Here is a 25,941-nt window from a genome sequence, read left to right as displayed (position 1 = left end):
GCACCCCAGCCACACCCGCCTCCGGTGCCGCATCCCGTTCTCCAGCAGCCCGGCACGACTCCGGCGCATGCGACCCTACCAACAGTGGCCACCTGTTTAGACGATGATCAAGGTGTGGTAACCCGCATCATCGCAGGCAGGAGGCCACCACCTCGACCAGGCACACCACGCGTCACAGAAGCAAGCAGGACTTCACACCAAGATCACAAACTTTGACGCTCCACCGCGCCTCGACCACGCCGAACCGGCCCCACAAGGGTGGTCGCCTCAAAGCGAGATCTCGGCATGATTCGGCGAATTTAGCGGGAACTGGCAGGTTGTTCGTCGCGGCGGGCGGGGAAGGCGCGGGTGAGGTGATCCTGGAGCCGAGCATGGCGGAACTGGTAGACCGCACCGGCTTGCCGCAGCACACCTCGCCGGTAGGCATCATCGAGGAACGCGATCACCGTCCAGGGCATCCGCCCGGTCAGTGGCAGCCAAATACGAGCCAAGACCACCCACTGACCCCAAGCCGTCAGACTGAGCCCATATCCGAGCCCGCCGCCAAGTCCGCCCACGAGTCCGATCACGAGCCCGTCTCCGAGCCTGAACCAGAGCGCGCCGGCGAGCCCGCCCACGAGATTGGCTACCAGTCCCCACACGAGCAACTGGACGAGTGTGCTCGTGCGGTTTGTTTTCAGCAGGCCGGCGGGGCTGACGACAGATCTGATGTCAATGGGAACTTCCAGCCTGGTCATGATCCCAGCCGCGAGCCCGATCATGAGCCCGTACACCACTCCGTACGCCAGCCCGGCCTTGAGCCCGTTCTCGAGCGCCCCGATGAGCCCGTTCACCCCAGGGTTGGATCCCGGCACGAGCCCGCTCGCGAGGGCAGACACGGGTCCGCTCACAAGCCAGGACATGAACTCGACCAGAAACCAGACCACGAACCCGATCACGAGCCAGGCCACGATTCCGAACATGAGCCCGGCCACGAACCCGAGCAGGAATCTCGGGGCGAACCTCGCACGCTTCTTTCTTAGCTCGTTGCGAATCCGTATTTGGACGCGCGACGGCTCGAGTGCCACGCTTCGGGTCACGAGTCCGGGCCCGAATTCGTGCACGAGCCCGAACGCGAGCCCACCCGCGATGCCGACCACGATCCCGGATAGCAGCCCCACCTTCAGCCCGGCCACGAACCCGAGCATGAGCCAGTTCTGCAGCCCGGTCACGAGACCATCTACGACTCCGAGGACCAGCCCGGATGCCCACGCGACCGTGTACATGCGCGACCAGCGGCGCATAGTGTTGCCCAGTTGCCACCAGGCGACGTTGGGAGTGCCATTTTGGTCCAGGTGGTGAGCAAGGTAGGCCAGCCAGTGCTGGACCTGGCCGGGGTCCCAGCGCCGATCGCTTTCGGGCAGGTTTTGGTAGATCGTGGGGATGAAATTCCCCACGAGGTGATCTTCCAGGGCTTCCGGAGTGCCGAAACGGTTGGTGTCCAGCAGTTCGGAGGGGTCGTGGTCTGGGGTGTCGCTGTAGATGGTGCGGGCCAGGGCGACCATCAGCGGAGTGGTCAGCACCGTGGCGAGGTTGACGTTGCCTGGGCTTCGGGGGTGATCGCGCAGCTCGTTCAGGACGGGCTCCCACACGGTCGCGGTGCCGTTGGCGGCGACTTTGCGGGTGGTGCGGGGCAGGTAATCGGCCAGATCGGTCAGGGTGAGGTCGGCCAGTTCGATACCGGCAGCGGCGGTGAGTCCCCGCTTTCCCTGCACTGCGGCCTCGTATTCGGCGCGACGGCTGGTCAGCAGCAGGCGCAGGCTGGTGCGGTTGAGTTCTTCCAGTGCGCGAGGGTGCAAGCCGTCGGCAATTTCGTCGAACCCGTCCAGGATGGGCAGGATACCGCCGGCGCCGACCAACGCGGCGGCCAACGTCACCCCGTTGGGATTGGTCGCGGCCAGGCCGGGATGGTCGCGTACCAATTGGCTGGTCAGCCAATCCTCCAGAGCGGTCTCCGGGTTCCACGACCCGAGGCTGAAGATCACCGGTACCGCGCTGGTGCTGGTGCGGTTCTTCAGTAAGTCCAGGGCGAGCCGTATCGTCAGGATCGTCTTTCCGGACCCGGCCCGGCCCAGCACCACCAGCCGCCCGGATTCTATCCCCAGGTACACATCCACAATCTGATCTAGTCGACCGGCCAAATCCAGCGGGCCGCAGTTGCCCCCGGCGGGGGCACCGCGGATGTTCTCCCAGTGATCCGTCACGTTCTCCGGTGCCGGTTGCCACCGCACGGGAAGCGGAAACGGATCCCGTACCTGCCGCTGCTCCTCCTCACGCCGCCAGCGGGTGCCGACCGCGTGCGCGAGCTGATCGGCAGCCTCCACCAGCGTTGAGCCGGCGTTGGCCAGCGGCTTCGGTTGGTCGACCGGGGCAGGGCGGGTCGGTCGGCCGAGTTCGATGTCCCGCGGAGGTTTGGGAGGTTCGGGTGGACGGACACGTTGCCCGTGTTGGTCCCCTTTCGTTGCTGCGGCGTTGCGGGCGAAGGCGAGTTCCTCGGCGGTGTCGGTAACCAGCACGCTCGGCTCGGGTCGAAGCTGGCCGCCGGGGACTTCCAAACGCAGAAAGCGGTGCCTGACTTCCTTGTGGATGTCTTTCAGGGTCAACTCTGTGCCCGCGCCGGGGATGCCGTCGTGCACCACGTCGGTGAACACCTTGGTGAAGTAGGTTAACCCGGCTGATCCGTCCTCGTAGATCGCCTGTTGTGATGCGCGCGAGGCCGTGAGTGTGTAGGCGCCTTCGACTTTCGTGGCTAGCTGGACCTGATCGGTCAGACCGGTCCCTTGGGCGTTTCTTGTCGCCAGGCCAGAGAAGCAGCAGTCCAGAATAACGAGCTTCACGCGGGCCGTGCACCGTCGCTCAAGTTCGGCGCGCACGTCATTCAAACGCAGAGACGTGACGTAGCGCATTTTCGGGTCGGCATGGGTGTCTTTCAGGGCCATGCCCAGATGCTCGCCGTCGAGGAGTTGACCGTGCCCGACGTAGTAGAACAGCAGCACGTCTGTGGTGTCGTGGATGAGCTGGGCGATGTGCTGGTCCAGGCCGCCGCGGGTGGTTTTGTCCTCAACGAGGGTGACGCGCGAATCGGGCCAACCGCACAGGGGCCCGATCAGCAGTTTGCGCATGGTGTTGAGGCTGTTACTTGCGGCGATCATCTCGGTGAGACCGTGGGTGTAGTGGGCGGTGCCGACTAGGATTGCCCGCGATCGGGAGAAGTCGATGGCGCTCATGACCCGTTCTGGACCGCCTTGCTCGCCGCGTCTGTCAGACGCGCCAGCGCCTCAGGATCGGGACCGTGTAACTCGACCTCAGCATCGCCGATCGTAACTCGCGCGTGGGTCACTTTCGACTCTATCCACGTGGTCAGGGCCTTGAGAGCGACAGTGACCGCACCCCCAGTGCCGCACAGCACGCTCAGGAAGTCCCACGCCCCACCTTGCTCCCCCGGCCGCAGCGGGCGAGTCACCGGCTCGGTGGTGACACGGGGAATGTCGTCCAGCCACGCACGCAACGAGTCAATGCCGCTGCTGTCGGCGAGGTAGATCCGTATCTCGGTGATCACGGGGAGGTGTTCGTCGTCTTTGCGCGCGTCCAAATCCGGATCTCCTGTTGTGCCTGCGGGTGGGCGTCTGTCCTTTTAAGAGCGTCCAGACTGGGGGTGGGCACATTCCGCCTCGGGTGAGGTCGCCGTGGCGATCAGAGCGTGGGCGGAGTGGCAGCGGTAGGCGCAACGGGTTTCACCTATCCTGCCAGCAGTGCAAAGGGCCGATATCAGCGAAAGCTGCCGTGCAGACGGCGGCAGCGGCGACGCATCAGCCACCAGACAGTGCCACCAGAGGTGGCGGCGACCGCCAGGATGACAGCCAGGAGCCACCCGTCCAGGACAGTCAGTGCACCCGCCAGCACAGTGGCGATCGGCGGTGGGTCTGCGGGCACTACCGGCGGGATGGGGGGCGTGACAGGCTGGGTGGTGGTCAGAGCCGAGGTTGTCGGGACAGTGAGGGACGACGCTGATCCGACCGAGCCGGGTATGACCGGCCCGCGTGTGCTGGCGCCGGTCCCACTTCGTCCACCATGCGCGGAGGGCACTGTGGCGCCACCCAGGGTCGGCGTTGCTGCTGGTGGGGTGATCTCAAACGAGGCCACCACCGTGTTCTGGCCCGGATCCAATGCGCACGTCACGTCGGCGTGACCGACCAGTGCCGGGCCGCCCTGCACGGTTGTCATGTCCGCGTGCGCGGCCAGCGTCCGGCTGATGGTGACGGTCGCGTGACCGGGCTGATGGAACACCAACCCGGGTGTGGTGGCGGTCGCTGTGATGGTCAGCGGGCCTGACCCTGGGACAGGTGTCCGGGGCACGGTGCCGTGCGCCATAGCCGAGATTTGCCCTTCGGGGGCGTTCACGACACCGGTGACGTCCACGCTGCCCGAGACGTAGGAGGCGCCGATCAGCGCAAGCGCCACGGTGACAGGCGGCCCCACCGTCGCGGTGGCGTGGACAGGGACGGCGGGGACGGGTTGCCCGACCACCACCGAGTTCGGGGAAGTCCACACCACCTGCGCGGTCATGCCCTGGCTGGGGAAGGAAGCCAGTGTGCAGGTGTAGTGCAACGTCACCGCGTCCGCAGCGGCGCGCGGGGTTGTCCCTACGCCCATGCCGGCGGTCACCGTCACCGTGGTTATGACGAGTGCCGCCGCGACCCGTGGCGGTGATCGTCGGCCGCCGCGTTCCACGCTGTGTTCAGGCCGATGGCCCCGTGATCCGATTGCTTTTCCGACCTGTTTCCACGCCGTCATCATCATCTCCACGATCTTTTCGCCGCCGTCGAAGCCAGCGGCAGTCCGGGATCCACCGGCCCCCACGACCCGCAGACGTCACTTACCGTCGATCAGCGGTCACCGTAGACGCCCCTCTCGGCACTGTGGGGCCAGCATCACGAAAATCACCCAAACGGTTAATATGCTGGAGCCTGTCAAATGCCCCGCCCTCCCGTGCCGGGCCGCCACCCGCCGCCGCCGCACGATATTCCGCCGACTCTGCGCACGCGGTATCTTCTTCACCACAAAGGCCCTTCCTGTCAGGGCTGCGTTGAGGTCGCAAACCCAGACAGGACAAGGCCTTTGCCCCATCCAGCCGAACCGACCCGCTTACTCAAGGGGTGGCTAGAGTGGCTGAAAGTAGGACGCGCTGTGCTGCTCGGTCATACCCGCCAGGAAATCGTGGATGTCTGCCGCCGGCTCACCGCGGCGGGCCTCGTGGTAGGCACGGCCGGCAACGTGAGTGCCCGCGACGGCGAACTGGTCGCGGTGACGCCCAGCGGCTTGGACTACGCCAAGCTGTCCGCCGAGTTGGTGGGCGTGCACCGGCTGGACGGCACGCCGGTCGAGGCTCCGCTGCGGCCGACCAGCGAGTTGCCGATGCACCTCGCGGTCTACGCGAGCACCGACGCCGACGCGGTGGTGCACACCCACTCCGTCGCCGCCACCGCGGTGTCGACCCTGGTGGACGAGTTGCCGCCGATCCATTACTACGTGGGCATGTTTGGTGCTCCGGTGGCGGTGGCGCCGTATGCCACCTACGGCAGCCGGGACCTCGCACAGCACGTGGTCAAGGCGCTGCGGGGCCGCACGGGATGTCTCCTGGCCAACCACGGGGCCGTCACCATCGGGCCGGACCTGGCCGTGGCCTACGACCGCACCTGCCAACTGGAGTGGCTGTGCGAGGTGTACCTGCGGGCCAGTGCGGTGGGGCAGCCGCGGTTGTTGCCGGCCGCGGAGATCGCCTGGGCGGCGGAGAAACTGGCCGATTATGGTCAGCGGCGTCCGCAATAGCCAGGAAACGCCTGGCAGACGGACCTTCGCGGGTCAGCCTTTCGGGTGCCGATGGAAATGATCAGGGTGGTTGGTGCCCACAGCTGATCCTCGGCGCGCCGGCCTGGCGTCGGCCGGTGCGATGTCCAGCGCGATGACCTGACCCGGCCGGTGGATCACCACGTGCTCGCCCGTCGCGTTCACTTCGACTGCCGAGGCCAACCGGGCATAGCGCTGTCGGGAACCACCCGGCCCGAACCATTCCAGCCAGAGTGTTTCCGAGGACGGGATCGCGACCTGCTCGCCGTACTTCTCGCGGACGTACTGGTGGATCTTCTTCTCCCGGCTCGCCATGCTGATCCTTGAGCCGTGCGGGCAGACCGCGCGGACCGCGTAGATCGCCTCGCGGACCTGCTCGCTGATCCGGTGCCCGGTGCACTCGCGCAGCCACCGGCCATCCGCGCAGCCCATCACGCCCCACCGGTAGTAGCGGCTCGCCCATCGCTCCAGCGTCCTCAAGTTGTAATATGTTGATCGACTTGGCGAACGCCGTCACAAGTCAGCGACAGTTGTCACCAAGATCCAGACGAGAGCGAATCCTGCTGCGACCCCCAGCCACAGATGGCGGTTCCCAGATCTTGTTGGCGGCTGTGGGGTGGCGGCTGCATCGATCGTTTGGCAAGGGCCGTCAGAGTGGGGCGAGGCGGCGCTTGAGCAGGCAGAACTCGTTGCCTTCCGGATCGGCGAGAACGTGCCAGGACGCCTCCGCGGGCTGACCGATGTCGACGAGTTCGGCCCCGGCGGCGAGGAGGCGTTCGAGCTCGGCGTCCTGATCGCGGTCGGTGGCGTTGACGTCGATGTGCAGCCGGGCAGGCCCGTTCTTCGGCTCATCGTTGCGGATGAGGCAGATCATCGGCCGCGGGCCGCCGAACCCTTCGCGCGGACCTATATCGATGCACACCTCCTCCTCGCGATCGAGCACTATGAAGTCCAGGACCTCACACCAGAACCGCGCCAGCACCTCGGGGTCGCGGCACTTGAGCACGAGCTCACTGATGCGGCATGCCATTGACGAAACCTACTCTCAGCGTGGGAACTGCCGGGTGGCCGCACGCGGATCCCATGGGCTTCCGCAGTGTGAACAAGCCCGCAACCATACCGGGCGAGGCGAGCGGGGTCGAAGTGATTTCAGGCCCTCGCCTGGCCGGGGCAGCCAGGCGAGGGCCGTAGGTCGCGCAGTAGGGCAGCTGAGCTGCCTCGATCCACCCGAAACAAGATCATGTACGGAGCTGCCAAGAAGACCTGGGCACTCCCGCCAACTATGCCTGGGAATACAGCAGGACCCGCTGCTTGCCCGTCCTCCAGCCGCCATCTATACCTGGGGGTCGCACCTGCGCCGAGGTGTCCTGTCCGGGCCGGACTCTTCGGAGTCCGGCCACCTCGTCGGACCGGCTGTGGTCGTCCGGTCTACCCAACTGGGGACTCTGGGCTGCGCAGGTGGTGCAAGTGTTTGAGCAGGGCCGCAGGACGGCCTGCTGACCAGTACGTTCGAGCTGCGCTCGCCATCGCGGAGGACGGCATCGAGTACCGGCCCTCTTCATCGAGGTGCCGCACTGCCCCCGATCAGCCTGAGCGAATCTTGCCCGTCATGCGCCGGCGGCGTCCTCGGCCTCCCAGCGCAGCAGGTCGCCCGGCTGGCACTTGAGCACCTCGCAGAGCGCGGCGAGGGTCGCGAAGCGCACCGCCTTGGCACGGCCGTTCTTGAGTACCGCCAGGTTGGCCGGCGTGATCCCCACGCGGTCCGCGAGCTCGCCCACGGACATCTTCCGTTTGGCCAGCATCACGTCGATGTCGACGGCGATCGGCATCAGATCACCTCGTCCAACTCGGCCCGCATCCGCGACGCTTCGACATCGCGCGCGACGGCCTGGGCAAGGAGCATCCGCAGCACGAGCACGATGAGCGCGACCCCCAGGATGGCCACGCCGACCCCACCCATGATCACGGTGACGCCCGGGTCGTCCCGCTGGCCCGGCGCATTGAGGGCCGTGACCGCGAACCACACGAGGGCAGCCGCCACGATCGCGCCGATGATGACGTCCACGTACCGGAAGGCGGCGGAGGAGAACACGGTTCCGCGTCGCACCATCGTCACCAGCCGCCATACGCAGACCCCGATGACCTGGACCGTCCCGATGCCCAGGATCGTGATCACCCGCAGCGGGGTCAGCGGGAGCGACCCGTCCTCCAGGTCGCTCCCGCTGACCAACGCCCACACCATCAACGCCTGTACGAACACGGTGCCGGCGAGCACCACCACGAGCACGGCGCGCAGCGCATGCACTGTCAGCTTCCCCATGGCCTGCCTTCCCATCGAGTCACGATGGGAATCTATCGCAAGTCGATAGATTGAGCAAAAAGGGTTGTGACGGAGGATGGGCGGCGCGGCCGAGCAACCACGACTTGATCACCCGCACCGCACCATCGCGCACCGCGGGCCGGTCCCGGTTGGATGCCACCCGATCTTGTGACAACTACGCTGACATCTGCGCTTCGTGACAAGTAGAGCTGACATCTGGTGACAACTACCGCTGACCCCCGCCCGCGAACGGCCAGGTGACACCTCGAACTTGGTGACAACTGGGCCTTGTTCAGGCGATCATGCCCACCTGATCCGGGTACCGGAGTCAGCGGTACGTTCGTAACAACGACAAGAAAGTCCGGGACGGGGTTTCTCCCGGACGTCGGGTCGACCCACTGGTCAAGCTCATCGCGGATCTGACCGCACAGCCAACTCGCGTTCTCTTCCGGCCGCGCAGACAGTCGCGCCTTGTGCTTGACCTGAAAGACCATGTACCCCTGCCGCGCCCCACCGATTCCGTCGTCAGTCGCGTTCCAGACAAGCGGATCGTCGTGGCAAAGGTCCCGACCACCATCGCGGCCCGCCCCCATCACCTGAACACAGCACCGAAGGACTCCACCGCATGAACAGGTCAGTGTCGATGGCACGCTGATCGAGACCGATCGCTGCCGCACCCCCGGCCCCAGCACGGGGGTGGACCTGTGGTGGTCGGGAAGTGCGCCGTGAGGCGCGGCACCACGCCGTAAGGCGATCACACCATGCCATCGCGAAGACCACTCGCGGCAATCCCGCTGAAGGTTCGCGGGGTAGCCCTTCGGCTACTCCCGCCGTGCGCACTTTCAAGCGTTCCTGCGACCCTTCCGGCGGCGAGCCGGCCGATCATACGGTTGGCCTGCCCACAGCACATGGCTTGGCGAACTTCCCCGCTGTCGCACGGATCGCATGAGAGGTGCCACGCACATGACGAACAGCGCCGACACTGATGTCAGCTACGCGTTGAACGCGCAACAACTCGAGCAGTTCAACCGGGACGGTTACTTCGGGCCGTTCGATGTCTATACCCCCGAAGAGATGGAACAGTCGCTGCAGGCGATGCGGCCGCAGCTGATCGATAGCCGGAGAGGCGTCTACCACCAGGGGGAAGCGCTTTCCGGGACCACCAACCTGGCCAGCTACGACCGTCACCTCGACGTCGACTTCCTCGCCCACCACATCACTCGCCCCGAACTGGTCGACCGGGTCAACAGCGTGCTCGGGCCCGACGTGCTGTGCTGGCGAACCGAGTTCTTCCCCAAGTACCCCGGTGACGAGGGCACCGACTGGCACCAGGCCGACAACTTCGCCAACGTCGGCAAGTACCCGCAGATCGTCTGGCCGGAGGACGCGCAGTTCGGTGGCGCGCTTACCCTGTGGACCGCCTTCACCGAGTCGACCATCGAAAACGGCTGCCTGCAGATCATTCCCGGGTCGCACAAGACGATGAACTACGACGAGAACAAGATCATCGACTACGACCTGGCGACGATCAACAAGCGGAAGAAGAACGGCGTACGGCGCGGGTTCTACGGCTACGACTACAGCCAGTTGCAAAAGGACCCGAACTGGACCCCCGACGAGTCCAAGGCGAAGTCGCTGGTCATGCGCCAGGGTCAGTGCGTGATGTTCTGGTCGACCCTGATGCACGCCTCGCATCCGCACGAGGGCAAGACCGACCGGATGCGCCTCGGTTTCACCACCCGCTATGTGCCCACCGCGGTGCGCGTGTACCCGTACCAGGACACCCTCGCCGAGTACGGCGTCGAAGTGAGCCTGGACAAGTTCGGCTGCGTGCTCGTCTCCGGCGAAGACGAGTACGGGCACAACAAGTTCGTCGACCGCACGGTCAACGGCACGCCGTTCCGGGCACGGTGAGCGCCCCGGAATCCGCCGTGCCGGAGGTTAGCTGCACCGAGGCCGCGCTGGAGATCCACCGCCGGATCAACGACACCGCGGTGCCGTATCCGCGCGACGCCACCGTGCCGGAGCGGTTCGAGTTCTGGGCGAGAACCCGGCCCGATGCCCCCGCGGCCATCCAGGGCGACCGCGAGGTGACCTACCGGCAGCTCGACCGGCTCGCCAACGAGCTGGGCCACGAGCTGGTGGCACGAGGCGTGGGGAGCGGAACGTCGGTCGGGGTATGCGTGCCCCGGTCGCCGGAGATGCTGGTGGCACTGCTGGGGGTCCTCAAGTGCGGCGGCACCTACGTGCCGCTGGACGCGGACTGGCCTGACGACCGGCTGGCCGCGGTGCTTGCCGACGCCGGCTGCGAGTGGGTGATCGCCGGCCGGCCGGAGGAGTTCGCGCGCCGACTCACCGGTGTCACCTACCGTGTGCTGGCGATCGCGCGAGACACCCTCGCGGGCCGGGACGACGGCCCGGCTTGCCCGGTGAAGGCCGAGGACATCGCCTGTCTCAACTTCACATCGGGATCGACGGGCCGGGCGAAGGGCGTGCCGATCCGGCATCGCGGCATCGTCCGGCTGGTGCACAGCGCCAGCTACGGGCCGCTGGACGAAACCAGCCGGGTCCTGCAGGTGACCCCGGTGACGTTCGACATCGCGACGTGGGAGATCTGGGGTGCGCTGCTCAACGGCGGCGCGTCGGTGATGTATCCGGCGGAGTTCGTCCAACTGTCCCGTTTGGACCAAGTGATCAAGAAGGGCAGGGTCAGCATCCTGCTGCTCACCACGGCCCTGTTCAACTCGATCGTGGACGAGGCACCCGAAGCGCTGGAAACGGTGGGCACGATAACCACGGGCGGTGAGGCGCACTCGCACCGGCACATGACCAAAGCGGTCCAGACCTATGGTCCGGGGCGCGTGGTCAACCTGTACGGGCCCACCGAGTGCACCTGCATCGCGACGTCCTATCCGGTGGACCGGCCGCCGAGCGACGACCTGCCGCTACCCATCGGCAAGCCGATCCAGAACACCCGGGTGTACGTGCTGGCCGACGATGCCGACCGGCTGTGCGGGCCCGGGGAGACCGGGGAGCTCTGCCTGGCAGGCGACGGCCTGGCGGCGGGCTACCTCGGTCTGCCCGAGCTCACCGGCAAGGCGTTCGTCTACCGGGACATCGACGGGGTGCGGGAGCGGCTCTACCGGACCGGCGACCGGGCCAGCCTCCTGCCCAGCGGCGACCTGGTCTTCCAGGGGCGGTGGGACGACCAGGTCAAGGTCAACAGTTTCCGGATCGAACTGGGCGAGATCACCCACAATCTCGGCCAGCACCCGATGGTCAAGCAAAGTTACGTGACCGTGCGGGACAACCGCGGCGACAAGGCGCTGGTGGCCTTCGTGGTTCCGCTCGATACCAGTGCCACGCCGGAAGAACTGCGCGACTACCTGGCCACGAAGCTGCCCCGCTACATGGTCCCGGCGCAGATCCATCTCCGCGACGCCTTCCCGCTGACACCGAACGGCAAGGTCGACGGCCGGGCACTGCTCGCCACCGTTGCCCGGCCCGCAACTTCAGGAGCATTGATCCGATGAGTGAAGTGACCGAACAGACCACAGTGGACACATCGACGATCACCTCGACGGCGTCCGTCCTCGCCGAGATCTGGCGTGACCTTCTCGGGGTGTCCGAAGTCGGCATGTCCGACGACTTCTTCAAGGCGGGCGGCACCTCGCTGACCGCCATCAAGCTGCTGCAGCGCGTGGAGAAGACGTTCGGCCCCGACGCCCTCTCCCCCGACACGCTCTACGACGACCCCCGGCTGGGCAGCGTGGCCGCGGCCATCGACCGGGCAGCCGGAAGTAGGTGACAGCGACGCCCCTCTGCTGGAAGGTCGCCGGCCCCTGCGACCCGGCCACGCTCGCCGGGCGCATCGCCCGCGCGGTGGGTTCGCCGATCCCGTGGCGGGTACTGGCGCCGAAGGATGGTGGGCTCGCCCCGCCGGCTTGGCGGCTGGCCGACACGGCCCCGGAGGAAAGCGCACCGGTACGTGTGGTGCTCGTGGCTCATGGTCCCGAGCACCACACGTTGCTGGTGTGGGAGAGTCCGGAAGCGGCGGCCAGCGGCTGGGCCGAGAGGCTGTTCGAACTGGCCGCGCCGCCTTCGGCGACGCCAAGGCACGACCGGTACTGGCGTACCGAACTCGCCGGCGCGAGCGGCTGTGCACCACCGTGGCAGCGTCGTGACCACGCGGGCGGGGATATCGCGCACACGCGTGTGCCACTCGCGCCAGGAATCGTGGCGCGACTCGCCGCGGACGCGGGGGTCACCGTCGCCGACGTCGTCGCGGCGGCCGCGGTCGCGCTGCAGGCACGCTACGGCCGTCAGCGGCAGTTGCTGTTCGGTTCGGTGCTCGGGGCGGGCTTCGGCGACGGTTCGCCCGGCCATCCGGCCCGGCCCGAGGTGCTACCGGTGCGGGTGTCCGTGGCGGCGGAAAGGCCCTTCGGGGATTTCTTGAGCGAAGTCGCGGCCGCCCGCCGCCGGTCGGCGGTGTGGCGGCCGTGCCCCGTCTCGCCTTCGTTCTCCGTCACTGTCGCGCCGCGCCGTGTCCCACGGGCATACCGGCTCGGAGAGGCCGTGATCACGCCGGTGCCAATCCCGCGGACCTCCGCGAATTCCGGTCTATGGCTGGATGTCGACGGCCAGGACGTCACCTGCTGGTACGACTCCGGCCGGGCCGTACCGGATCATGCGGAGCGATTCGGCCGCCAGCTCGCGGCGCTGCTGCGCGAAGCGGCGGCGCGGCCGCGGCAGCCGTTGACCCGGCTCCGGGTCTTGGAGCCGGGCGAGCGCGCAAGGCTGCTCGGGGGCGCCAACGGCGTCGCTGTGACGTATACGGACCAGTCACCGGTGCCCGGCCGCGTCCTGCGGTGGGCGCGCCGCCAGCCGGCCGCCCCGGCCGTGGTGTCAGGCGAATTCACCTTGTCCTACGGCGAACTCGCCGCGCGGGCCGCCGCGCTCGCCGCCCGGCTGACCGCGCTCGGCGTTGGGCCTGACCGGATCGTCGGCATCCAGCTGCCGCGGTCGCCGGACCTGGTCGTGGCCGCGCTCGCCGTGCTCGTGGCCGGCGGCGCCCATCTGGGATTCGACCCCGCCGAACCACGGAAGCGCGTCGAACGGGCACTCGCGGACGCGGGCGGGACGGTGCTGATCACCCGCCGCTGGGAGACCGGCGACAGCCTGCGCCGCCTCACCGTCGTCGACCTCGACAGCGCCGTCCGGGCGCCGACCCGGATGAAGCGGGCCACCGTCACCCTGTCGAACCTCTGCTACGTCGACCACGCCTCCGGACGCGGCGTGCTGGTGCCTCACGAGGGCGTGTCGAACCTCGTGAGCTGGTTCGGCGCCGAGTTCGGGGTGGCGCCGGGTGATCGTCTCCTTCAGCTCGCCTCCCCGTCGGCCGGCGACTGGTGCCTGGAGGTGTGGCCCTGCCTCGGAAACGGTGCCACCCTCGACATTCCCGGCGACGACGTCAGCGCGTCGCCGGAACGTCTCATCGGCTGGCTGCGGCGGCGTCGGATAACCGTCGCGCACCTGCCCACGGCGCTCGCGGTCGGTCCGCTGCACCGGCCGTGGCCGCCGGGATCTCCATTGCGCGCGCTGCTCGTCGTCGGGGGCAGGCTGGACCGTTATCCGCCGGAAGGCTTGCCGTTTCGGGTGTTCCACGGATACGGCTGTGCCGAGACGAGCGTCCTGTCCGCCTGCTGCGAACTCAAACCCGGCGAGCGCCCGGGCGGCATCCCGCCGATCGGCAGGCCGCTGCCCAACGTCCGGGCCGCCGTCCTCGACGAGAGTGGCGAGCCCGTGCCGCCGGGCGCCGTGGGGGAACTGCACATCGGCGGCGCCGGTGTCGCACGCGGCTACGTCGGGCGTTCCGCGACACGGCCGTCACCGTTCTCGGCCGACCTCACCGCCGGCGGGCGCCGGTACGCCACCGGGGATCTGGTGCGCCTGCTCGGCGACGGGACGCTGGAGTTCGTCGGCCGCGCCGACGACCGGATCGAGCTGTGCGGTTTCCGCATCGAACCGGGCGAGATCGAGGCGGCACTGCGCCGGAGCGTGGCGGTGCGGGACGCCGCCGTCACGGCACACGACGGGCGGCTCGTGGCGTACGTGACCCCGCGCGACCGGGCACGCCCGCCCGATCCCCGGCAGCTCAGACGCGAGCTCGGCGACGTCCTGCCCGCGTTCATGGTGCCGCGCAAGGTCGTGCGGCTGGACGCGCTGCCGCTGACCCCGCATGGCCAGGTGAACCGCCGCGCGCTCGGGCACGGCGTCCGCTGTGCCGATCTGTGCCGGCCACGACAGATTTGGCAACCGACCGGGCAGTCGCTCGTGTGACGAGGAGGAACACCGTTGGCGTCGCATCCCTGGTACTCCGTCTTCGCGTCCCGGCCCGCCGCGTCCGTGCGGCTTTACTGCTTGCCGTGCGCGGGCGGGAGCGCGGAGATGTTCCGGCCATGGGCGGACTGGCTGCCGCCGGAGATCGAGCTGCGGGCGATCAAGCTGCCGGGGCGGCACGCACGGCATCCGCGGCCCGCGTTCGCCGACTTCGACACGGCGGGCGCCGAACTGGCCGAGGCGCTCGGGCCGGAGCTGGAACCACCGTACGCGCTCTTCGGCCACAGCATGGGCGCGCTCATCGCCTACCGGATGATCCGGGCGCTCGGCCCGCGCGGGTTCGCCCCGCCCTCGCTCTACGTCGTGGCGTCCTGCCTGGTGCACGGAATCCCGGTCGACCGGCTGCCGGACCCCGACGAATCCGACGAACGCTTCATCGACACGCTGCGGCAACTGGGCGGAATGACGCCGGAGGCACTGGCCGACCCGGAGGTGCTGGCATTCACACTTCCCGTGCTGCGCGCCGACTTCCGACTCTGTCGCTCCTACATCTACCGCACCGGGGAGTCGCCGCTGCGGGTACCGCTGCGGGTCTTCGGCGGTGCCACGGACACGGTCACCCCGCTCGAACAATTGGCGACCTGGCGCGAGCACACCCGGCATTTCCTAGGCATGCGAAGCTTTCCCGGCGATCACTTCTTCCTTCGCGACGAGGTCGGCGGCGTCGTAGGCGCGGTCGTCGACGACATCACCGCGCTTTCCCGGCAGAGCGCGATCAGCGGATCACCCTGATTCCGACCTGGCAGGGCACCGCCGCCTGCGCACCGGGCACGCGCGCCGCGCCGTCGACGGCCAGCGCATCGCGAATGGCCTGCACATGCTCTAGTCCAAGGATGAACTCGATCCGGACGCGCTCCCCCGCGACATGAAAGGAAATCCCGAGGTCGGCCTCCCAGCACACGGTGAGAGAGCCGTCGACGACACCGGGGATCGCGGCCGGCCACCGGGAAAGGGTTTCGCTGCTGGTCATCGGAACCGTCCTCGTCGAAGGGGATTGGGTCATCACGCCGGCTCTCGCACTCCAGGCTCCACGAGCTGCGGAGCGTCTCGCCCGAGCCGGGCCAGTGCCGCCGCGAGACGGGGAACCGCATCGCGCCAGTCCGTGACGATACCGAGGTCGGCGTTTTCGAACAGCGGAGCCGAGGGGTCATCGGTGATACCGAGGATCGTGCCCGCGCCGCGCGCGCCGACCAGGTGGTTGAACCTGCCGCTGGTGCCGACGGCCACGAACAGCCGTGGCGCCACGCTCCGGCCGGTCACTCCGACCTGGCGCGCCCGGGGCTGCCAGCCGCGGTCGGTGACCTTCCTGGTCGCGGCGAGATCGGCACCGAGCACGGTCAGCAGCGGGTCGAGCAGCGGATAGTCCTCGGGCGAAACGCCCGCGCCGACGCAGACCACGGCCCGCGCGAGCGCGAGCGCGTCGAGGTCGTCGTCCTGTTCCCGGGCACGGACGCGAACGCGGCCACGCCGTGCCGCCGTCAAGTCCGGACCTCGCCCGGCCACGGCCCGGCGTGGCCGGGGCAACGGCAGTGTGCCGCCGCGGACGGTGACCAGCCCGGTGCGTGAAAGGCAGGTCACCGCGGCGACGAGACCTCCGCTGAACGCCGGTTTCCAGCAGACGAGGCCGCCCAGCGGATCGGCGGCGACGTCCACCGCGTCCCCGACGAGACCGGCGCCGAGCCGGGCCGCCACCCGGCCGGTGATCTCACGCCCCCACATGGTCGAAGGTGCCAGCACCGCCCATGGCTCGTGCCTGGCGCACCAGGAGGCGAGTGCGGCCGCGATGTCCTCCTCGGTATCCGAGCCGGTGATGCCGACCAGCACGTCCGCGCCCCACGACCCGGCCAAGGCGGGCGAGAGCCCGGACAGCTCGCCGACCGTCAGCGCGGTGACCGTGCCGCCGGCCAGGTTCGCCGCCGCACCCAGCAACGCCCTGGTCTGCCGAGCGCGATGCGGCTCGGCGAGTACGGCCACGCCACGGCCGCCGACGCTGCTGTGGCGCGGAGCGGGCACCTCGAAGGCAGGCCGCTCGGGTTCCGGATCGAGCGCACCGAGCTGTACCAGGGCGGACACGACCTCCTCGATCTGGGCGTCGAGGTCACCCTCGAACCTCCGCCGCAGGCGCGTGCCGTCGAGGACGCGAGTGGCGCCTACCGCCGTCATGCTGCCCGCCTGGCCCCATGGCCCCGCACCCAGCGCGCCCGCGTCGAGCCTGCTGATCCGGCTCGCGAGCACGGCGGCCCGCTCCTCGGCGGTGGCCTTGGCCGGCGCGATCAACCGCTCCGCACACGTGAGCAGCGCGGGTATCGGCAGATCGAGCTCCAGCCAGCCGTCGTCGTGCTCGCAGCGCGCGGCGATCGTGGTTTCCCCGATGGCGAGCTGGCGGACCCCGGCGGCCATCGGCAGGCCGAGTAGCTCGGCGATCTGGGCGGGCGTCTGCCCGGTGTCGGCGTCGACCGAGTTACGGCCGCAGAGCACGACGTCGAACGGTCCCAGCCGCCGGAGCGCGGCGGCAAGCGCGCGAGCGGTCGCGAGCGTGTCGCTGCCGGCGAAGGCGCGATCGCTGACCAGTACTCCCTTGTCCGCGCCACAGGCGACGGCCTCGCGCAGGCAGTCCTCGGCGGCCGGCGGTCCCAGAGTGACCACAGTGGACGTGCCACCGGAGTCCCGGGCCAGCGCCACGCCCTGGGCCACCGCCCGGCGGCAGTAGGGGTTCAGCTCCAGCGCGCCGGTGCGCGCCAGCCTGCCGTCCGGGCCGAGAGCGAAGGTGTCGAACTTCGGCACCTGTTTGACGAGAACCGCGATCTTCAGTGAACGGATGTCGCTCATGCCCGGTCCCTCTTCCGGTGGGCGCGGTTGACCGCGCTGACTATCGCCTTCAGCGACGCGCTCGACGTGTCGGCGTCGATCCCGACACCCCACAGTGTCCGGCCGCTGATGGCGCACTCGAGGTAGGCCGCGGCTTCGGCGTCACTGCCCGCCGCGATCGCGTGCTCGAAATAGCCGAGCACGTTCAGCTCGATCCCGGCGAAGGAGAGCGCGGCGGTGAACGCCGCGATGGGACCGCTGCCGATCCCCTCGATCCGGCACCGCTCGCCGTCGATGGTGACGTCGGCGGTCACGGCGTGCTTCTCACCGCCGGCGGTGTGGCTGTGGTGACCACGCATGGTCAAGTACTCCCCAGGGCCGGTGCTCAGGTATTCGGCGATGAAGATCCGCCACATCGCCGCCGGCGAGACCTCGCCGCCGTCGGAGTCGGCGTGTGCCTGCACGACTTGGGAGAACTCGATCTGCAGTCGCCGCGGCAGGTCGAGGTGGTGCTCGGCCTTCATCAGGTACGCGACTCCGCCCTTGCCCGACTGGGCGTTCACCCGGATGACCGCCTCGTAGGTGCGCCCGACGTCCTTCGGGTCGATCGGCAGGTAGGGCATCTTCCACGCGCGCGTGCTGGCGGGCACCCCGGCCGCCTCGGCCTCCATCTCGAGGTGCTCGAAGCCCTTCTTGATGGCGTCCTGATGCGAGCCGGAGAAAGAGGTATAGACCAGATCACCGCCGTAGGGATGCCGGTCGTGGACTGGAATCCGGTTGCAGTACTCGACAACGCGGCGGATCTCGTCGACGTCGGAGAAATCGATCATCGGGTCGACGCCCTGGCTGAACAGGTTCAGCCCGAGGGTCACCAGGCAGACGTTGCCGGTGCGCTCGCCGTTGCCGAACAGGCAGCCCTCGACCCGGTCGGCTCCGGCCAGCACGGCGAGTTCGGCCGAGGCCACCGCGGTACCGCGGTCGTTGTGCGGATGCACCGACAGGCAGATGTGCTCGCGCCGGGAGAGCGTGCGGCTCATCCACTCGACCTGGTCGGCGTAGACGTTCGGCGTGGCCCGTTCGACGGTCGAGGGCAGGTTCAGGATGATCTCGCGACCGCGACCGGGCTGCCAGACGTCCATCACGCTTTCACATACCTCGGCGGCGAATTCCAGTTCGGTGTCGACGAAGATCTCCGGCGAGTACTCGTAGCCGAGGTCGCAGTCGCCGAGGAACCGCTCGGCACACCGCAGCACGTGCTCGGTGCCGCGGGCCGCCAATGTCTTGCAGCCGTCCTGGCCGAGGCTGAAGACGACCTGCCGGAACAACGGCGCGGTCGCGTTGTAGAGGTGCACGGTCGCCTGCCGGGTACCGGCGAGCGAGCGCACGGTCCGCTCGATCAGCTCCTCGCGCGCCTGGGTGAGCACGGAAATCCGGACGTGGCCGGGAAGGCGGTCCTCTTCGATCAACTGCCGGACGAAGTCGTAGTCGGCCTGGCTCGCCGCCGGGAACCCGACCTCGATCTCCTGGTAGCCCATGCGCACCAGCAGTTCGAACATCTTCAGCTTGCGTGCCGGGGTCATCGGGTCGATCAGCGCCTGGTTGCCGTCGCGCAGATCGGTCGAAAGCCACCGCGGCGCCCGAGTGATCACTCGCTCCGGCCAGGACCGGTCGGGCAGGGCGACCGGCGGGAACGCGCGGTAGCGCCAGTAGGGCATGGGGGATTTGGCTGGCAGGCTCATGAAAATCTCCGATCGGCGTGCGCGGGAGCCCGTCGCCTCGTGAGCGGCGGGCTCCCGCTTCCGGGACGGCCGGTACCGGCCGTCCCGGGGCCTGGACCAGGACCAGGGGGTTCGCCTCAGGCCGTGGTGAGCTCGCGAGCCGGGCAGCCGGAGGCCAGCAGCGCCGAGTCGAGCACGTCCCACAGCGCCGCCAGCGAGTCGAGGAAGGTGTCGACGCCCTCGACGATGAGCGCCTCGGTCTCCTCGTTGAGCACCGAGCCGACCGCGGCGATCGCGTTCTTCTCGTGCTGCTGCTCGGCACCGATCTCGCCCCAGTGCTCGAGCAGGTAGTGCATTTCGGTGTCTTCGAGCGAGGCACCGTAATGACCGGAGTCCACCAGCGCGGTCTTTTCCCCCGGAATGAGCTGGCGGTTCGAAATCATTTCCAGCGCCAGCGCCACACCGAGGTTCCGGATCGTCGATTCCCGGTCGTCCTGCTGGCGGCCGTCGAAGGCCGCGCGCGCCCGTCGCGTCTGCGCGAGAAGACCGGCCTTCGGGTCGTAGCCGGGCAGATTCGCCAGCAACTGGTCGGAGAACTCCTTCAGCCCACTCTCCACCAGTTCCTGGTCGTAGAGATCACCGAAAACCTGGCGGCCCGCGGCCTTGTTGACGATATAACCGGCCATGGTGGCCAGTTCGGGCCCGTGGTTCTCCTCGCTCTCCACGATCTCCTGCAACAGCGCGCTCTCCGAGGACAGCTTGTGCCTCGCCAGCGCATCCGGAAACTTCCCGCCAGGGCGAGTGACATCACAGAAGCTGCGGATCTGATGGAAAAGTGCGCCGACGACCTCGCTCTCCGGCGAGACCTGCGCCCAGTGGTCGAATAGCGGGTGAGTGTAGCAGTGGTGTCCGCGAATGCGGCTCACCAGGTCGTCAACAGTGCTGGACATGACTGGTACACCTCCGTCAGCAATGGATCGGGTCAGCGGCCGGCTATCCCGAGAAAACGCCTGACCGGCCTGTGTCGAAGAAGTTCTCCGGAAGTTCTTCCGGAGACGAATATAGCCCAGCAGAGCACGTGAAAAATAGCGGCGATCTTGCTTATTCGGGGTCCCTGGCGGCAGAATATTGCGCCATGGACGAGATAGACCTCAGGATCCTGGCGGAGTTGCAGCGCAACGGCCGGCTGTCCAACGCCGAACTGGCGGAACGGGTCGGGCTCACGCAGTCACCGTGCCTGCGCCGGGTGCGCCAGCTCGAACGGACCGGAACGATCCGGGGGTACCACGCGCGCCTGGACCACCACGCGCTGGGCCGCGGCTTCGAGGTGTTCGTCGACGTGCTGATGCGGCATCAGGACCGTGCCACGACGGCGGAGTTCGAGCGCGAGCTCGAGTCGCTGCCCGACGTCGTCGAGGTGTTCCGGCTCTTCGGGGAGCCGGACTACCTGCTGCGGGTCGTGGTCAGCGATATCGACACCTACGAACGGTTCCACACCGAGGCGCTGTCGGTGCTGCCCGGTATCGCGAACCTGACGTCGCATCTGGTCATGAAGCAGGTGAAGGCGGCGGGCGGGATCCCACTCCAGCCGGGGAACTCAACCCTCCACTGAGGACGAAACCGCCGGAGTCCCGGCAGCGACCGGCAATCCCCACGGCTGGCCGGCGCGGTACTCGCGCAGAGCGGCCAGTGACAGGTCCACGACATGCATTCCGGGCCGGTCGTCGGCGAGCAGGACGGTATGGTCGCGCGGCCGTCCACGCTCGTCGAACGCGATGCCGTCGCAGACGATCGAGGCACCACCGTAGGGCGCTTCCGGATAGTTCGCGATGGCCAGGGCGAACTTGTTCTCGAAGGCGCGGGTGCGTGCCTGCCACAGCCGGTTCTCGCACAGCGGGCTCGCGTTGGGCACGAGCACCAGTTCGGCACCGCCAGCGGCCAGCGCCCTCGCCGCTTCGGGAAACACCCGCTCGTAGCAGATCATCAGTCCGATGTGGACGTGTTCGCCGTCGGCCAGTTCGAGCCGCGCCGTGGAGAACCCGTTCCCGGCGTGGAGCACCGACTCACCCGCGAACCAGGCGAGATGTACCTTCTCGTGCCGCGAAACCACCTCGCCGGTCCGGTCGAGGACGGCCGCCGCGTTACTCATCCGGTCGCCGTCGACCTCCAGGTGGGTCGCCACGATCGTCACCCCGGCTTCGCGAGCGGTGCGGGCCGCCGCGGCCAGGTGCCGGTCACGCGCTTCCGCCATCCGGTACCGGAAACCGTTCGACGCGGCCTCCTTCGGGGTCGGCAGCCGGTAGCCGATGTTCCACATCTCCGGGAAGAGAACGACGTCCGCGCCGGCGTCGGCGGCCCGCAACGTCCATTGCCGGGCCAGGTCGATGTTGACGCCCACCTCGCGACCACAGGCAGACTGCTGGATCACCGCTATTCTCAAGGCAGCGCCTCATCTTTCCGTGCCGAGTCCGTCCTCAGCGGACTGTCTCCGCGCTCTGCGCCGGCCGCGTACCGACGGTGGAGCACCGCGATCACGGCCGATTCGGCGGCCAGCCCCGCGGTGATCGCGAGGTAGGCGTTGGCGACACCGGTCAGCGGACCGAAGGTCAGCAAGGCGGTCACGCCGGCCAGAACCGCCGCGTGCGCCACCACTCCGCGGACGAGCGAGGCCATCCGTCCGCTGGCGATCACCAGGCCGCGCTGCGCGGACCGCAGCACCCACAACGCGGGGACCGCGAGCGCGAGTGGCGCCCACCGCAGGCCGAGCGCGGTCTCCTCAGCCGGGGTCCCGACGAACTGCCGCAGATACGCGGTTCCTATGGTCGACAACACGACGGCGAGGTAGACGGCCGCGAAGGCGAAGGCGAGTACCGCCGTCAGGTGCACGGCGGCCCGCCGGTCGCCGGTGCGCTGGACGTGTCCCGCGACCACCGACTCCAGATCGCTCACCGGACCGGTGAACAGCGCGAGCAACCCGTAGAGCCCCGGCCACACCACCAGCGAAGGCCCCGGCCGCAACGAGTGCGTGACGCCGATCGTGGTGACCAGTTGCGGCGCCATGTTCAGCGCTCTGGTGGCCGCCAGCGCGGCGTGCCGTCGGACCATTCTGGACAGTCTGGTCACGCCGGGCACGAAGGGCTGCCGCAACCGCCGCACCGATACGGCGAGCACCGTGGCCTCGGCCACCGCACCGGCGCACAGCGCGAACCCACCGGCCGTGGCACCGAGCCAGGGTGCGGAGAGCACCAATGCCCAGACGATCACGGCGGAGATCACCAGCCGGGTCACCGTCGCCGCCGAGATCCCGCCGGTTCGCCTGGCCGCGATCAGCCGTCCATGCAGGTACCGGCGCACCGCGACCGCGATCGACGCGGGCGCCAGGGCGAGCAGGCAGTCCCGGACCGCGGCGGTAAGGTCCCCGGACAGGGCCAGCCCGCCGCCCAGCGCGGCACGGAACTCCGGCACCGAGACCAGCAGGACCAGCACCGCCGCGGTGACTATTCCCACCGCAGCGGCGTACCGCAGGGTCCGCAGGCTTGGCCCCCGCTCGGCGTCGGCCACTACCAGGGGCGTGATGGCCAGTGCGGGCGAGTTGGCCACCACCAGGATCGCTATGGCCACGCCGAACGCGGCCAGTCCCTGTGCCCCGGCGGCGCTCCTGGCCACGGCGGCCGCCGCGACGGGGATTTCCAGCACCAGCATGGAGGAGCCCAGCGCGGTGGGCAGCCAGATCCGCGCCAGGCCCGTCCAGGTTCGCATTTCGCCAAGAAAGCGCAAGGACCTCATAACCTAGGAGCCATACGTTGCGCAGGGGCAGTCGTCGCGGCTCGTGTAGTCGGTGAAGGTGAACGTGAGCTTGTCAGTGTCAATGTAGAGGCTTCGCCCCGCGGTCGCGGCCGGTTTGGCGCCCGAGAGCTCCCCGATCACCTCGTTCACCGCGATTCCCGCCAGCATGGCCACGGTCGATCCGGTGAGGCAGGCGGTCTGCTCCGGTCGCAGGATGTCCAGGCCGTGGATGCCGACGCAGTCCCAGCACGGTGTCCGGCCGGGGATCATGGTCGGGCCGACCCTGGCGCCCTTGTCGGTGGCACCGATCGATGTCAGCGGGACGCCGGTGGCCAGGCTCGCCTCGCTCGACCATCGTGCGGCGTGCTCACGCGGCCGGTCGAAGGCGTGGATGAAGAAGTCCGCGCCATCGATCAGCTCGGCGAGCTCGTCGGACGACGCGACGGAGCGCTGGTGGGGAGTGAAGGACAGCTTCGAGTTCTGGCGTGCCAGGCGGCGCCGCAGCACTTCGACCTTGAACTCGCCGACATCTTCCTCGTCGAGGGTGGCGTGGGTCGGCAGGTTGTCCAGTGCGAAGGTGTCGAAGTCGACCGCCTCCAGCCTGCCGATGCCCGCAGCGGCGAGCAGGCGCAGCAAGGTCGTCCCGCCGGCGCCCGTACCGACGACGACCACCCGTGCGCCGGCAAGACGCTGCTGGCCTTCGAACCCGGTCCAGCCCTCGCGGTCGTAAAGCCGCAGATAATTGATCTGCCTGCTCCAGCGCGCGGCGAGGGCGGGGTCGATGTCCGGCTCCGCGTCCGCGTCCTCGATGGCGCCGACGCGGTCCAGCGCGGTGACCCACTCCGCCGCGTCGGGATACTTGGCCCGCAATTCCTCGACGGTCGCCGAGCCATCCAGGCCGACCACGAATTCCACCATCTCGTCGGTGGGCTTGGCGACGCGTATCTTGCTGGGGCCGAGGCCGAGAAACAGATGCGGTTCCCCCGCCCGGCGGTAGACACGGAGAAAAGGTTTTACCCGTGGTCTCTGCAATGCTGGTTCCTCCCCCGAATGGGGGACGGCATTACGCCGTCCCCCACCCGGTTCCGACTCGAATCAGATCTGGTTGGCGTGCCACTCCTTGACGAGGCCCTCTTCCTCGATGCGCTCGACGGTCACAGTGTCCACCCCCTTTCGATCATGGTTCTCCCGGGAGTCGGCGGTTATTGATCAACAAATGACGGGAATTCAACGGCGACAAGCGTTTCCGTCCCAGCGTATGGAAACCAGCCGCGGGGTGGGCAATTCCACAAGCCCGCACACGGACGACACCGATACTCCAAATGGCGAAATCAACGATCTTGTCGAGTCGGCCTCCTTGGATTCCCCAGTGGCAGGCTGCGCCCTCTGCCGCCATGTCCAGCGGAAACTCGCTATGGCTGATCAGCCGGGCACTATGGTTTCATAGGGGACAGCACACGGTCCACGCGCGCCGGGCAACTCACGTCGTTCATTCGGCGGAAGGGTCGATTTCGCGGCCATGGAGAAACTATCGGCGCACTGGGCGGCCCACCGCGGCAACCGGGGTTGACGAATCGACGACAATACGGATGGGGGCACATCGAGGTGTTCGACCGACTCGATCTGACGTTATTACGGGAGCTCCAACGAGACGCCCGGCAGACCAACAGGGAGCTCGCCAGATCGGCGCACGTCGTACCTTCGACGTCGCTGCAGCGGGTCCGCACGCTACTCGACCGCGGCGCGGTCACCGGATTCCATGCGGCCGTTGACCTCAATGTCATCGGGCGCCGCGTGCAGGCGCTGGTGTTCATCAAGATCCGGCCGCCGTCGCGGCGGGTCATCGACCAGTTCCGCGCCTGGGTCCTCAAACTTCCCGAGGTCATCAACCTGTTCGCCACCTCAGGCAATCACGACTTCCTGGTCCACATCGCGGTCGGCGGCAGTAGCGATCTCTACGCGTTCGTTCTGGACCACCTCACCCAGCGGCCGGAAATCGCGGACGTGCACACCAGTGTCGTTTACGAGTACGTGCGGAACACGGTCGTCGAGCCACTCCCCGTCAGCGAATCCGGCAACGGATCGGCTATCGGAGGGGGGTGCGACCATGCGGCTGAGCGAAGCGAGCATCGCCGTCGCAGCCGGAGCTGACGCCCGCCTGCTTGCGGACATCAAACTACTCATCGTGGAGGAACAGGAGGTGATCCGCCGCGGCCTGCTGGCCATCACCTCCTCGATGCCCAAGGTCACCGCGTCGGCGGTGGCATCGGTTTCCGCCGGCCTGGAAATGGCGGCGGGCGCAGATGTCACGCTGGTCTCCGCCGCCACGCTCACGAGCGCGGAACGGGCCGGGGTGGCGGTGGAAGGACTGCATCCGCTGATCGTGGTCGTGCCGACCGCCCAGCCGGGGCAGCTCGAGATAGCGACCCGGTGGCGCGCCAGCGGTTACATCATGCAGGGCGAGCTCACCTCCCGTTCGCTGCACGCCACTCTGCGGCAGGTCATGGACGGGCAGCTCGCGGTTCCGGACGCCATCGCGTCATACCTGCTCGGCCGCGCGCAGGGCAGCGGCACGGTACCGCTGCCGCGGCTGAATCATCTGAATCATCTGAGCCCGCGCGAAACCGAGGTGCTCACCCTGCTCGTCGCCGGCGCCAGCAACAAGGAAATAGCCAGTAGGCTGGGAATCTCCATCCACGGGGTGAAACGCCACGTTTCGACGCTGCTCAACCAGTTCCACTCCCCCAACCGGGTTCACCTCGTTTCACACATACTCAGATCGGGCGTGCTGGCATGGCCCGATTAGCAGGGCTGGGGCAAGGTCGGTTTTCGGTTCCGTGACCTGTTGAGATGTGTTGTGAAACACCGTTGTTTCGGTGTTGTGGGTGGGCACGGCAGGGCGGTTGATCATGGGGGTTGCCTACGCCTGAATGACCTGGAGCCTTGCCGTGCCCGCTGCGCCATCGTCGCCTGTCGAGTCCCTTTCCGTCCACGCGGGGACGGTCGGCGGTTTCGACGCCGGGT

23 protein-coding genes and 1 pseudogene are annotated in these 25,941 nt (G+C 68.2%); 10 read left to right on the top strand and 14 right to left on the bottom strand.

From position 1 onward, the window contains the following. Positions 1-299: 299 nt before the first annotated feature. The 3 genes from VJT49_RS20520 to VJT49_RS20510 all read right to left on the bottom strand — a co-directional run bounded on the left by VJT49_RS20520 (position 300) and on the right by VJT49_RS20510 (position 4,692). Positions 300-3,266 (bottom strand): caspase, EACC1-associated type, encoded by a 2,967-nt coding sequence (locus tag VJT49_RS20520; protein WP_324166482.1) that lies wholly within the window; start codon positions 3,264-3,266, stop codon positions 300-302. Continuing rightward, positions 3,263-3,631: an effector-associated constant component EACC1 gene (locus VJT49_RS20515; protein WP_324166481.1), complete on the bottom strand. Its 369-nt coding sequence runs from the start codon at positions 3,629-3,631 to the stop codon at positions 3,263-3,265. Before VJT49_RS20515 ends, VJT49_RS20520 begins: the two co-directional genes overlap by 4 nt. A gap of 176 nt (positions 3,632-3,807) precedes the next feature. Further along, entirely contained in the window at positions 3,808-4,692 is an 885-nt protein-coding gene (locus VJT49_RS20510; protein ID WP_324166480.1) for a DUF6801 domain-containing protein, read from the bottom strand. A 534-nt stretch (positions 4,693-5,226) separates the two neighbouring features. On the opposite strand from VJT49_RS20510, the gene VJT49_RS20505 reads away from it, so the two are divergent. Then, positions 5,227-5,868 carry a class II aldolase/adducin family protein gene (locus tag VJT49_RS20505; protein WP_324166479.1) on the top strand — a complete coding sequence of 214 codons (642 nt, stop codon included), beginning with the start codon at positions 5,227-5,229 and terminating at the stop codon, positions 5,866-5,868. 33 nt (positions 5,869-5,901) lie between these two features. Here VJT49_RS20505 and VJT49_RS20500 read toward each other — a convergent pair whose 3' ends face one another. The 4 genes from VJT49_RS20500 to VJT49_RS20485 form a co-directional block, all read right to left on the bottom strand. Further along, positions 5,902-6,366 (bottom strand): hypothetical protein, encoded by a 465-nt coding sequence (locus VJT49_RS20500; RefSeq protein WP_324166478.1) that lies wholly within the window; start codon positions 6,364-6,366, stop codon positions 5,902-5,904. Positions 6,367-6,535: 169 nt separating this feature from the next. Then, a complete protein-coding gene (locus VJT49_RS20495; RefSeq protein ID WP_324166477.1) occupies positions 6,536-6,916 on the bottom strand; it encodes a VOC family protein in 381 nt (126 codons plus the stop codon). Between the two features lie 577 nt (positions 6,917-7,493). Then, the gene (locus tag VJT49_RS20490; protein WP_324166476.1) at positions 7,494-7,715 is read right to left on the bottom strand and encodes a helix-turn-helix transcriptional regulator; all 222 of its coding nucleotides are present in this window, start codon (positions 7,713-7,715) and stop codon (positions 7,494-7,496) included. Continuing rightward, entirely contained in the window at positions 7,715-8,206 is a 492-nt protein-coding gene (locus VJT49_RS20485; RefSeq protein ID WP_324166475.1) for a DUF2975 domain-containing protein, read from the bottom strand. The genes VJT49_RS20490 and VJT49_RS20485 overlap by 1 nt, the downstream gene beginning before the upstream one ends. A gap of 633 nt (positions 8,207-8,839) precedes the next feature. Here VJT49_RS20485 and VJT49_RS20480 point away from each other — a divergent pair. The 6 genes and pseudogenes from VJT49_RS20480 to VJT49_RS20455 all read left to right on the top strand — a co-directional run. Next, positions 8,840-8,923 (top strand): annotated as a pseudogene (locus VJT49_RS20480) (IS5/IS1182 family transposase); the annotation flags it as partial. 246 nt (positions 8,924-9,169) lie between these two features. Beyond that, on the top strand, positions 9,170-10,120 hold the full coding sequence (locus VJT49_RS20475; protein WP_324166474.1) for a chlorinating enzyme: 951 nt from the start codon (positions 9,170-9,172) through the stop codon (positions 10,118-10,120). Positions 10,121-10,137: 17 nt separating this feature from the next. Continuing rightward, positions 10,138-11,739, top strand: coding sequence for an amino acid adenylation domain-containing protein (locus tag VJT49_RS20470; RefSeq protein ID WP_324166473.1), 1,602 nt, complete (start codon positions 10,138-10,140; stop codon positions 11,737-11,739). Further along, on the top strand, positions 11,736-12,014 hold the full coding sequence (locus VJT49_RS20465) for a phosphopantetheine-binding protein (protein ID WP_324166472.1): 279 nt from the start codon (positions 11,736-11,738) through the stop codon (positions 12,012-12,014). Before VJT49_RS20470 ends, VJT49_RS20465 begins: the two co-directional genes overlap by 4 nt. Further along, positions 12,011-14,545 (top strand): AMP-binding protein, encoded by a 2,535-nt coding sequence (locus tag VJT49_RS20460; protein WP_324166471.1) that lies wholly within the window; start codon positions 12,011-12,013, stop codon positions 14,543-14,545. Before VJT49_RS20465 ends, VJT49_RS20460 begins: the two co-directional genes overlap by 4 nt. 15 nt (positions 14,546-14,560) lie before the next feature. Next, positions 14,561-15,337 (top strand): thioesterase II family protein, encoded by a 777-nt coding sequence (locus tag VJT49_RS20455; RefSeq protein WP_324166470.1) that lies wholly within the window; start codon positions 14,561-14,563, stop codon positions 15,335-15,337. Here the strand turns inward: VJT49_RS20455 and VJT49_RS20450 are convergent. The 4 genes from VJT49_RS20450 to VJT49_RS20435 all read right to left on the bottom strand — a co-directional run bounded on the left by VJT49_RS20450 (position 15,321) and on the right by VJT49_RS20435 (position 20,081). Next, positions 15,321-15,575: a hypothetical protein gene (locus tag VJT49_RS20450; RefSeq protein WP_324166469.1), complete on the bottom strand. Its 255-nt coding sequence runs from the start codon at positions 15,573-15,575 to the stop codon at positions 15,321-15,323. The genes VJT49_RS20455 and VJT49_RS20450 overlap by 17 nt on opposite strands. 32 nt (positions 15,576-15,607) lie before the next feature. Then, positions 15,608-17,434, bottom strand: a complete 1,827-nt coding sequence (locus VJT49_RS20445) for an FAD-binding protein (RefSeq protein ID WP_324166468.1) — start codon at positions 17,432-17,434, stop codon at positions 15,608-15,610. After that, positions 17,431-19,152, bottom strand: a complete 1,722-nt coding sequence (gene leuA, locus VJT49_RS20440; protein WP_324166467.1) for a 2-isopropylmalate synthase — start codon at positions 19,150-19,152, stop codon at positions 17,431-17,433. Before leuA ends, VJT49_RS20445 begins: the two co-directional genes overlap by 4 nt. A gap of 116 nt (positions 19,153-19,268) precedes the next feature. Continuing rightward, positions 19,269-20,081, bottom strand: coding sequence for a hypothetical protein (locus VJT49_RS20435; protein ID WP_324166466.1), 813 nt, complete (start codon positions 20,079-20,081; stop codon positions 19,269-19,271). Between the two features lie 185 nt (positions 20,082-20,266). Between VJT49_RS20435 and VJT49_RS20430 the strand changes: the two genes are divergently transcribed. Beyond that, positions 20,267-20,743 (top strand): Lrp/AsnC family transcriptional regulator, encoded by a 477-nt coding sequence (locus VJT49_RS20430; protein ID WP_324166465.1) that lies wholly within the window; start codon positions 20,267-20,269, stop codon positions 20,741-20,743. On the opposite strand, the gene VJT49_RS20425 is transcribed toward VJT49_RS20430, so the two are convergent. Genes VJT49_RS20425 through VJT49_RS20415 form a run of 3 tightly spaced genes read right to left on the bottom strand, consistent with a single transcriptional unit; the run spans position 20,729 to position 23,949 of the window. Then, positions 20,729-21,559 (bottom strand): carbon-nitrogen hydrolase family protein, encoded by an 831-nt coding sequence (locus VJT49_RS20425; protein WP_324166464.1) that lies wholly within the window; start codon positions 21,557-21,559, stop codon positions 20,729-20,731. The two genes, VJT49_RS20430 and VJT49_RS20425, sit on opposite strands and share 15 nt — an antisense overlap. An 8-nt stretch (positions 21,560-21,567) precedes the next feature. Further along, the gene (locus VJT49_RS20420; RefSeq protein WP_324166463.1) at positions 21,568-22,890 is read right to left on the bottom strand and encodes a hypothetical protein; all 1,323 of its coding nucleotides are present in this window, start codon (positions 22,888-22,890) and stop codon (positions 21,568-21,570) included. Positions 22,891-22,920: 30 nt separating this feature from the next. Then, the gene (locus tag VJT49_RS20415) at positions 22,921-23,949 is read right to left on the bottom strand and encodes a ThiF family adenylyltransferase (protein ID WP_324166462.1); all 1,029 of its coding nucleotides are present in this window, start codon (positions 23,947-23,949) and stop codon (positions 22,921-22,923) included. A gap of 573 nt (positions 23,950-24,522) precedes the next feature. On the opposite strand from VJT49_RS20415, the gene VJT49_RS20410 reads away from it, so the two are divergent. Both VJT49_RS20410 and VJT49_RS20405 read left to right on the top strand, forming a co-directional pair. After that, entirely contained in the window at positions 24,523-25,068 is a 546-nt protein-coding gene (locus tag VJT49_RS20410; protein WP_324166461.1) for an Lrp/AsnC family transcriptional regulator, read from the top strand. After that, on the top strand, positions 25,025-25,723 hold the full coding sequence (locus VJT49_RS20405; protein ID WP_324166460.1) for a helix-turn-helix transcriptional regulator: 699 nt from the start codon (positions 25,025-25,027) through the stop codon (positions 25,721-25,723). The genes VJT49_RS20410 and VJT49_RS20405 overlap by 44 nt, the downstream gene beginning before the upstream one ends. Positions 25,724-25,941 lie beyond the last annotated feature (218 nt).

This window comes from Amycolatopsis sp., assembly GCF_035276945.1.
Taxonomy (GTDB): Bacteria; Actinomycetota; Actinomycetes; order Mycobacteriales; family Pseudonocardiaceae; genus Amycolatopsis_E.
Note: the sequence above shows the minus strand (reverse complement) of the source record. Positions and strands in the feature narration are given on the sequence as shown.

Bases quoted from the DNA above. Each gene is read 5' to 3' on its own strand.
- VJT49_RS20520 (WP_324166482.1), bottom strand. From the start codon at position 3,266: ATGAGCGCCATCGACTTCTCCCGATCGCGGGCAATCCTAGTCGGCACC.
- VJT49_RS20510 (WP_324166480.1), bottom strand. From the start codon at position 4,692: ATGGGCGTAGGGACAACCCCGCGCGCCGCTGCGGACGCGGTGACGTTG.
- VJT49_RS20495 (WP_324166477.1), bottom strand. From the start codon at position 6,916: ATGGCATGCCGCATCAGTGAGCTCGTGCTCAAGTGCCGCGACCCCGAG.
- VJT49_RS20490 (WP_324166476.1), bottom strand. From the start codon at position 7,715: ATGCCGATCGCCGTCGACATCGACGTGATGCTGGCCAAACGGAAGATG.
- VJT49_RS20485 (WP_324166475.1), bottom strand. From the start codon at position 8,206: ATGGGGAAGCTGACAGTGCATGCGCTGCGCGCCGTGCTCGTGGTGGTG.
- VJT49_RS20475 (WP_324166474.1), top strand. From the start codon at position 9,170: ATGACGAACAGCGCCGACACTGATGTCAGCTACGCGTTGAACGCGCAA.
- VJT49_RS20465 (WP_324166472.1), top strand. From the start codon at position 11,736: ATGAGTGAAGTGACCGAACAGACCACAGTGGACACATCGACGATCACC.
- VJT49_RS20450 (WP_324166469.1), bottom strand. From the start codon at position 15,575: ATGACCAGCAGCGAAACCCTTTCCCGGTGGCCGGCCGCGATCCCCGGT.
- VJT49_RS20445 (WP_324166468.1), bottom strand. From the start codon at position 17,434: ATGAGCGACATCCGTTCACTGAAGATCGCGGTTCTCGTCAAACAGGTG.
- leuA (WP_324166467.1), bottom strand. From the start codon at position 19,152: ATGAGCCTGCCAGCCAAATCCCCCATGCCCTACTGGCGCTACCGCGCG.
- VJT49_RS20435 (WP_324166466.1), bottom strand. From the start codon at position 20,081: ATGTCCAGCACTGTTGACGACCTGGTGAGCCGCATTCGCGGACACCAC.
- VJT49_RS20430 (WP_324166465.1), top strand. From the start codon at position 20,267: ATGGACGAGATAGACCTCAGGATCCTGGCGGAGTTGCAGCGCAACGGC.
- VJT49_RS20420 (WP_324166463.1), bottom strand. From the start codon at position 22,890: ATGCGAACCTGGACGGGCCTGGCGCGGATCTGGCTGCCCACCGCGCTG.
- VJT49_RS20405 (WP_324166460.1), top strand. From the start codon at position 25,025: ATGCGGCTGAGCGAAGCGAGCATCGCCGTCGCAGCCGGAGCTGACGCC.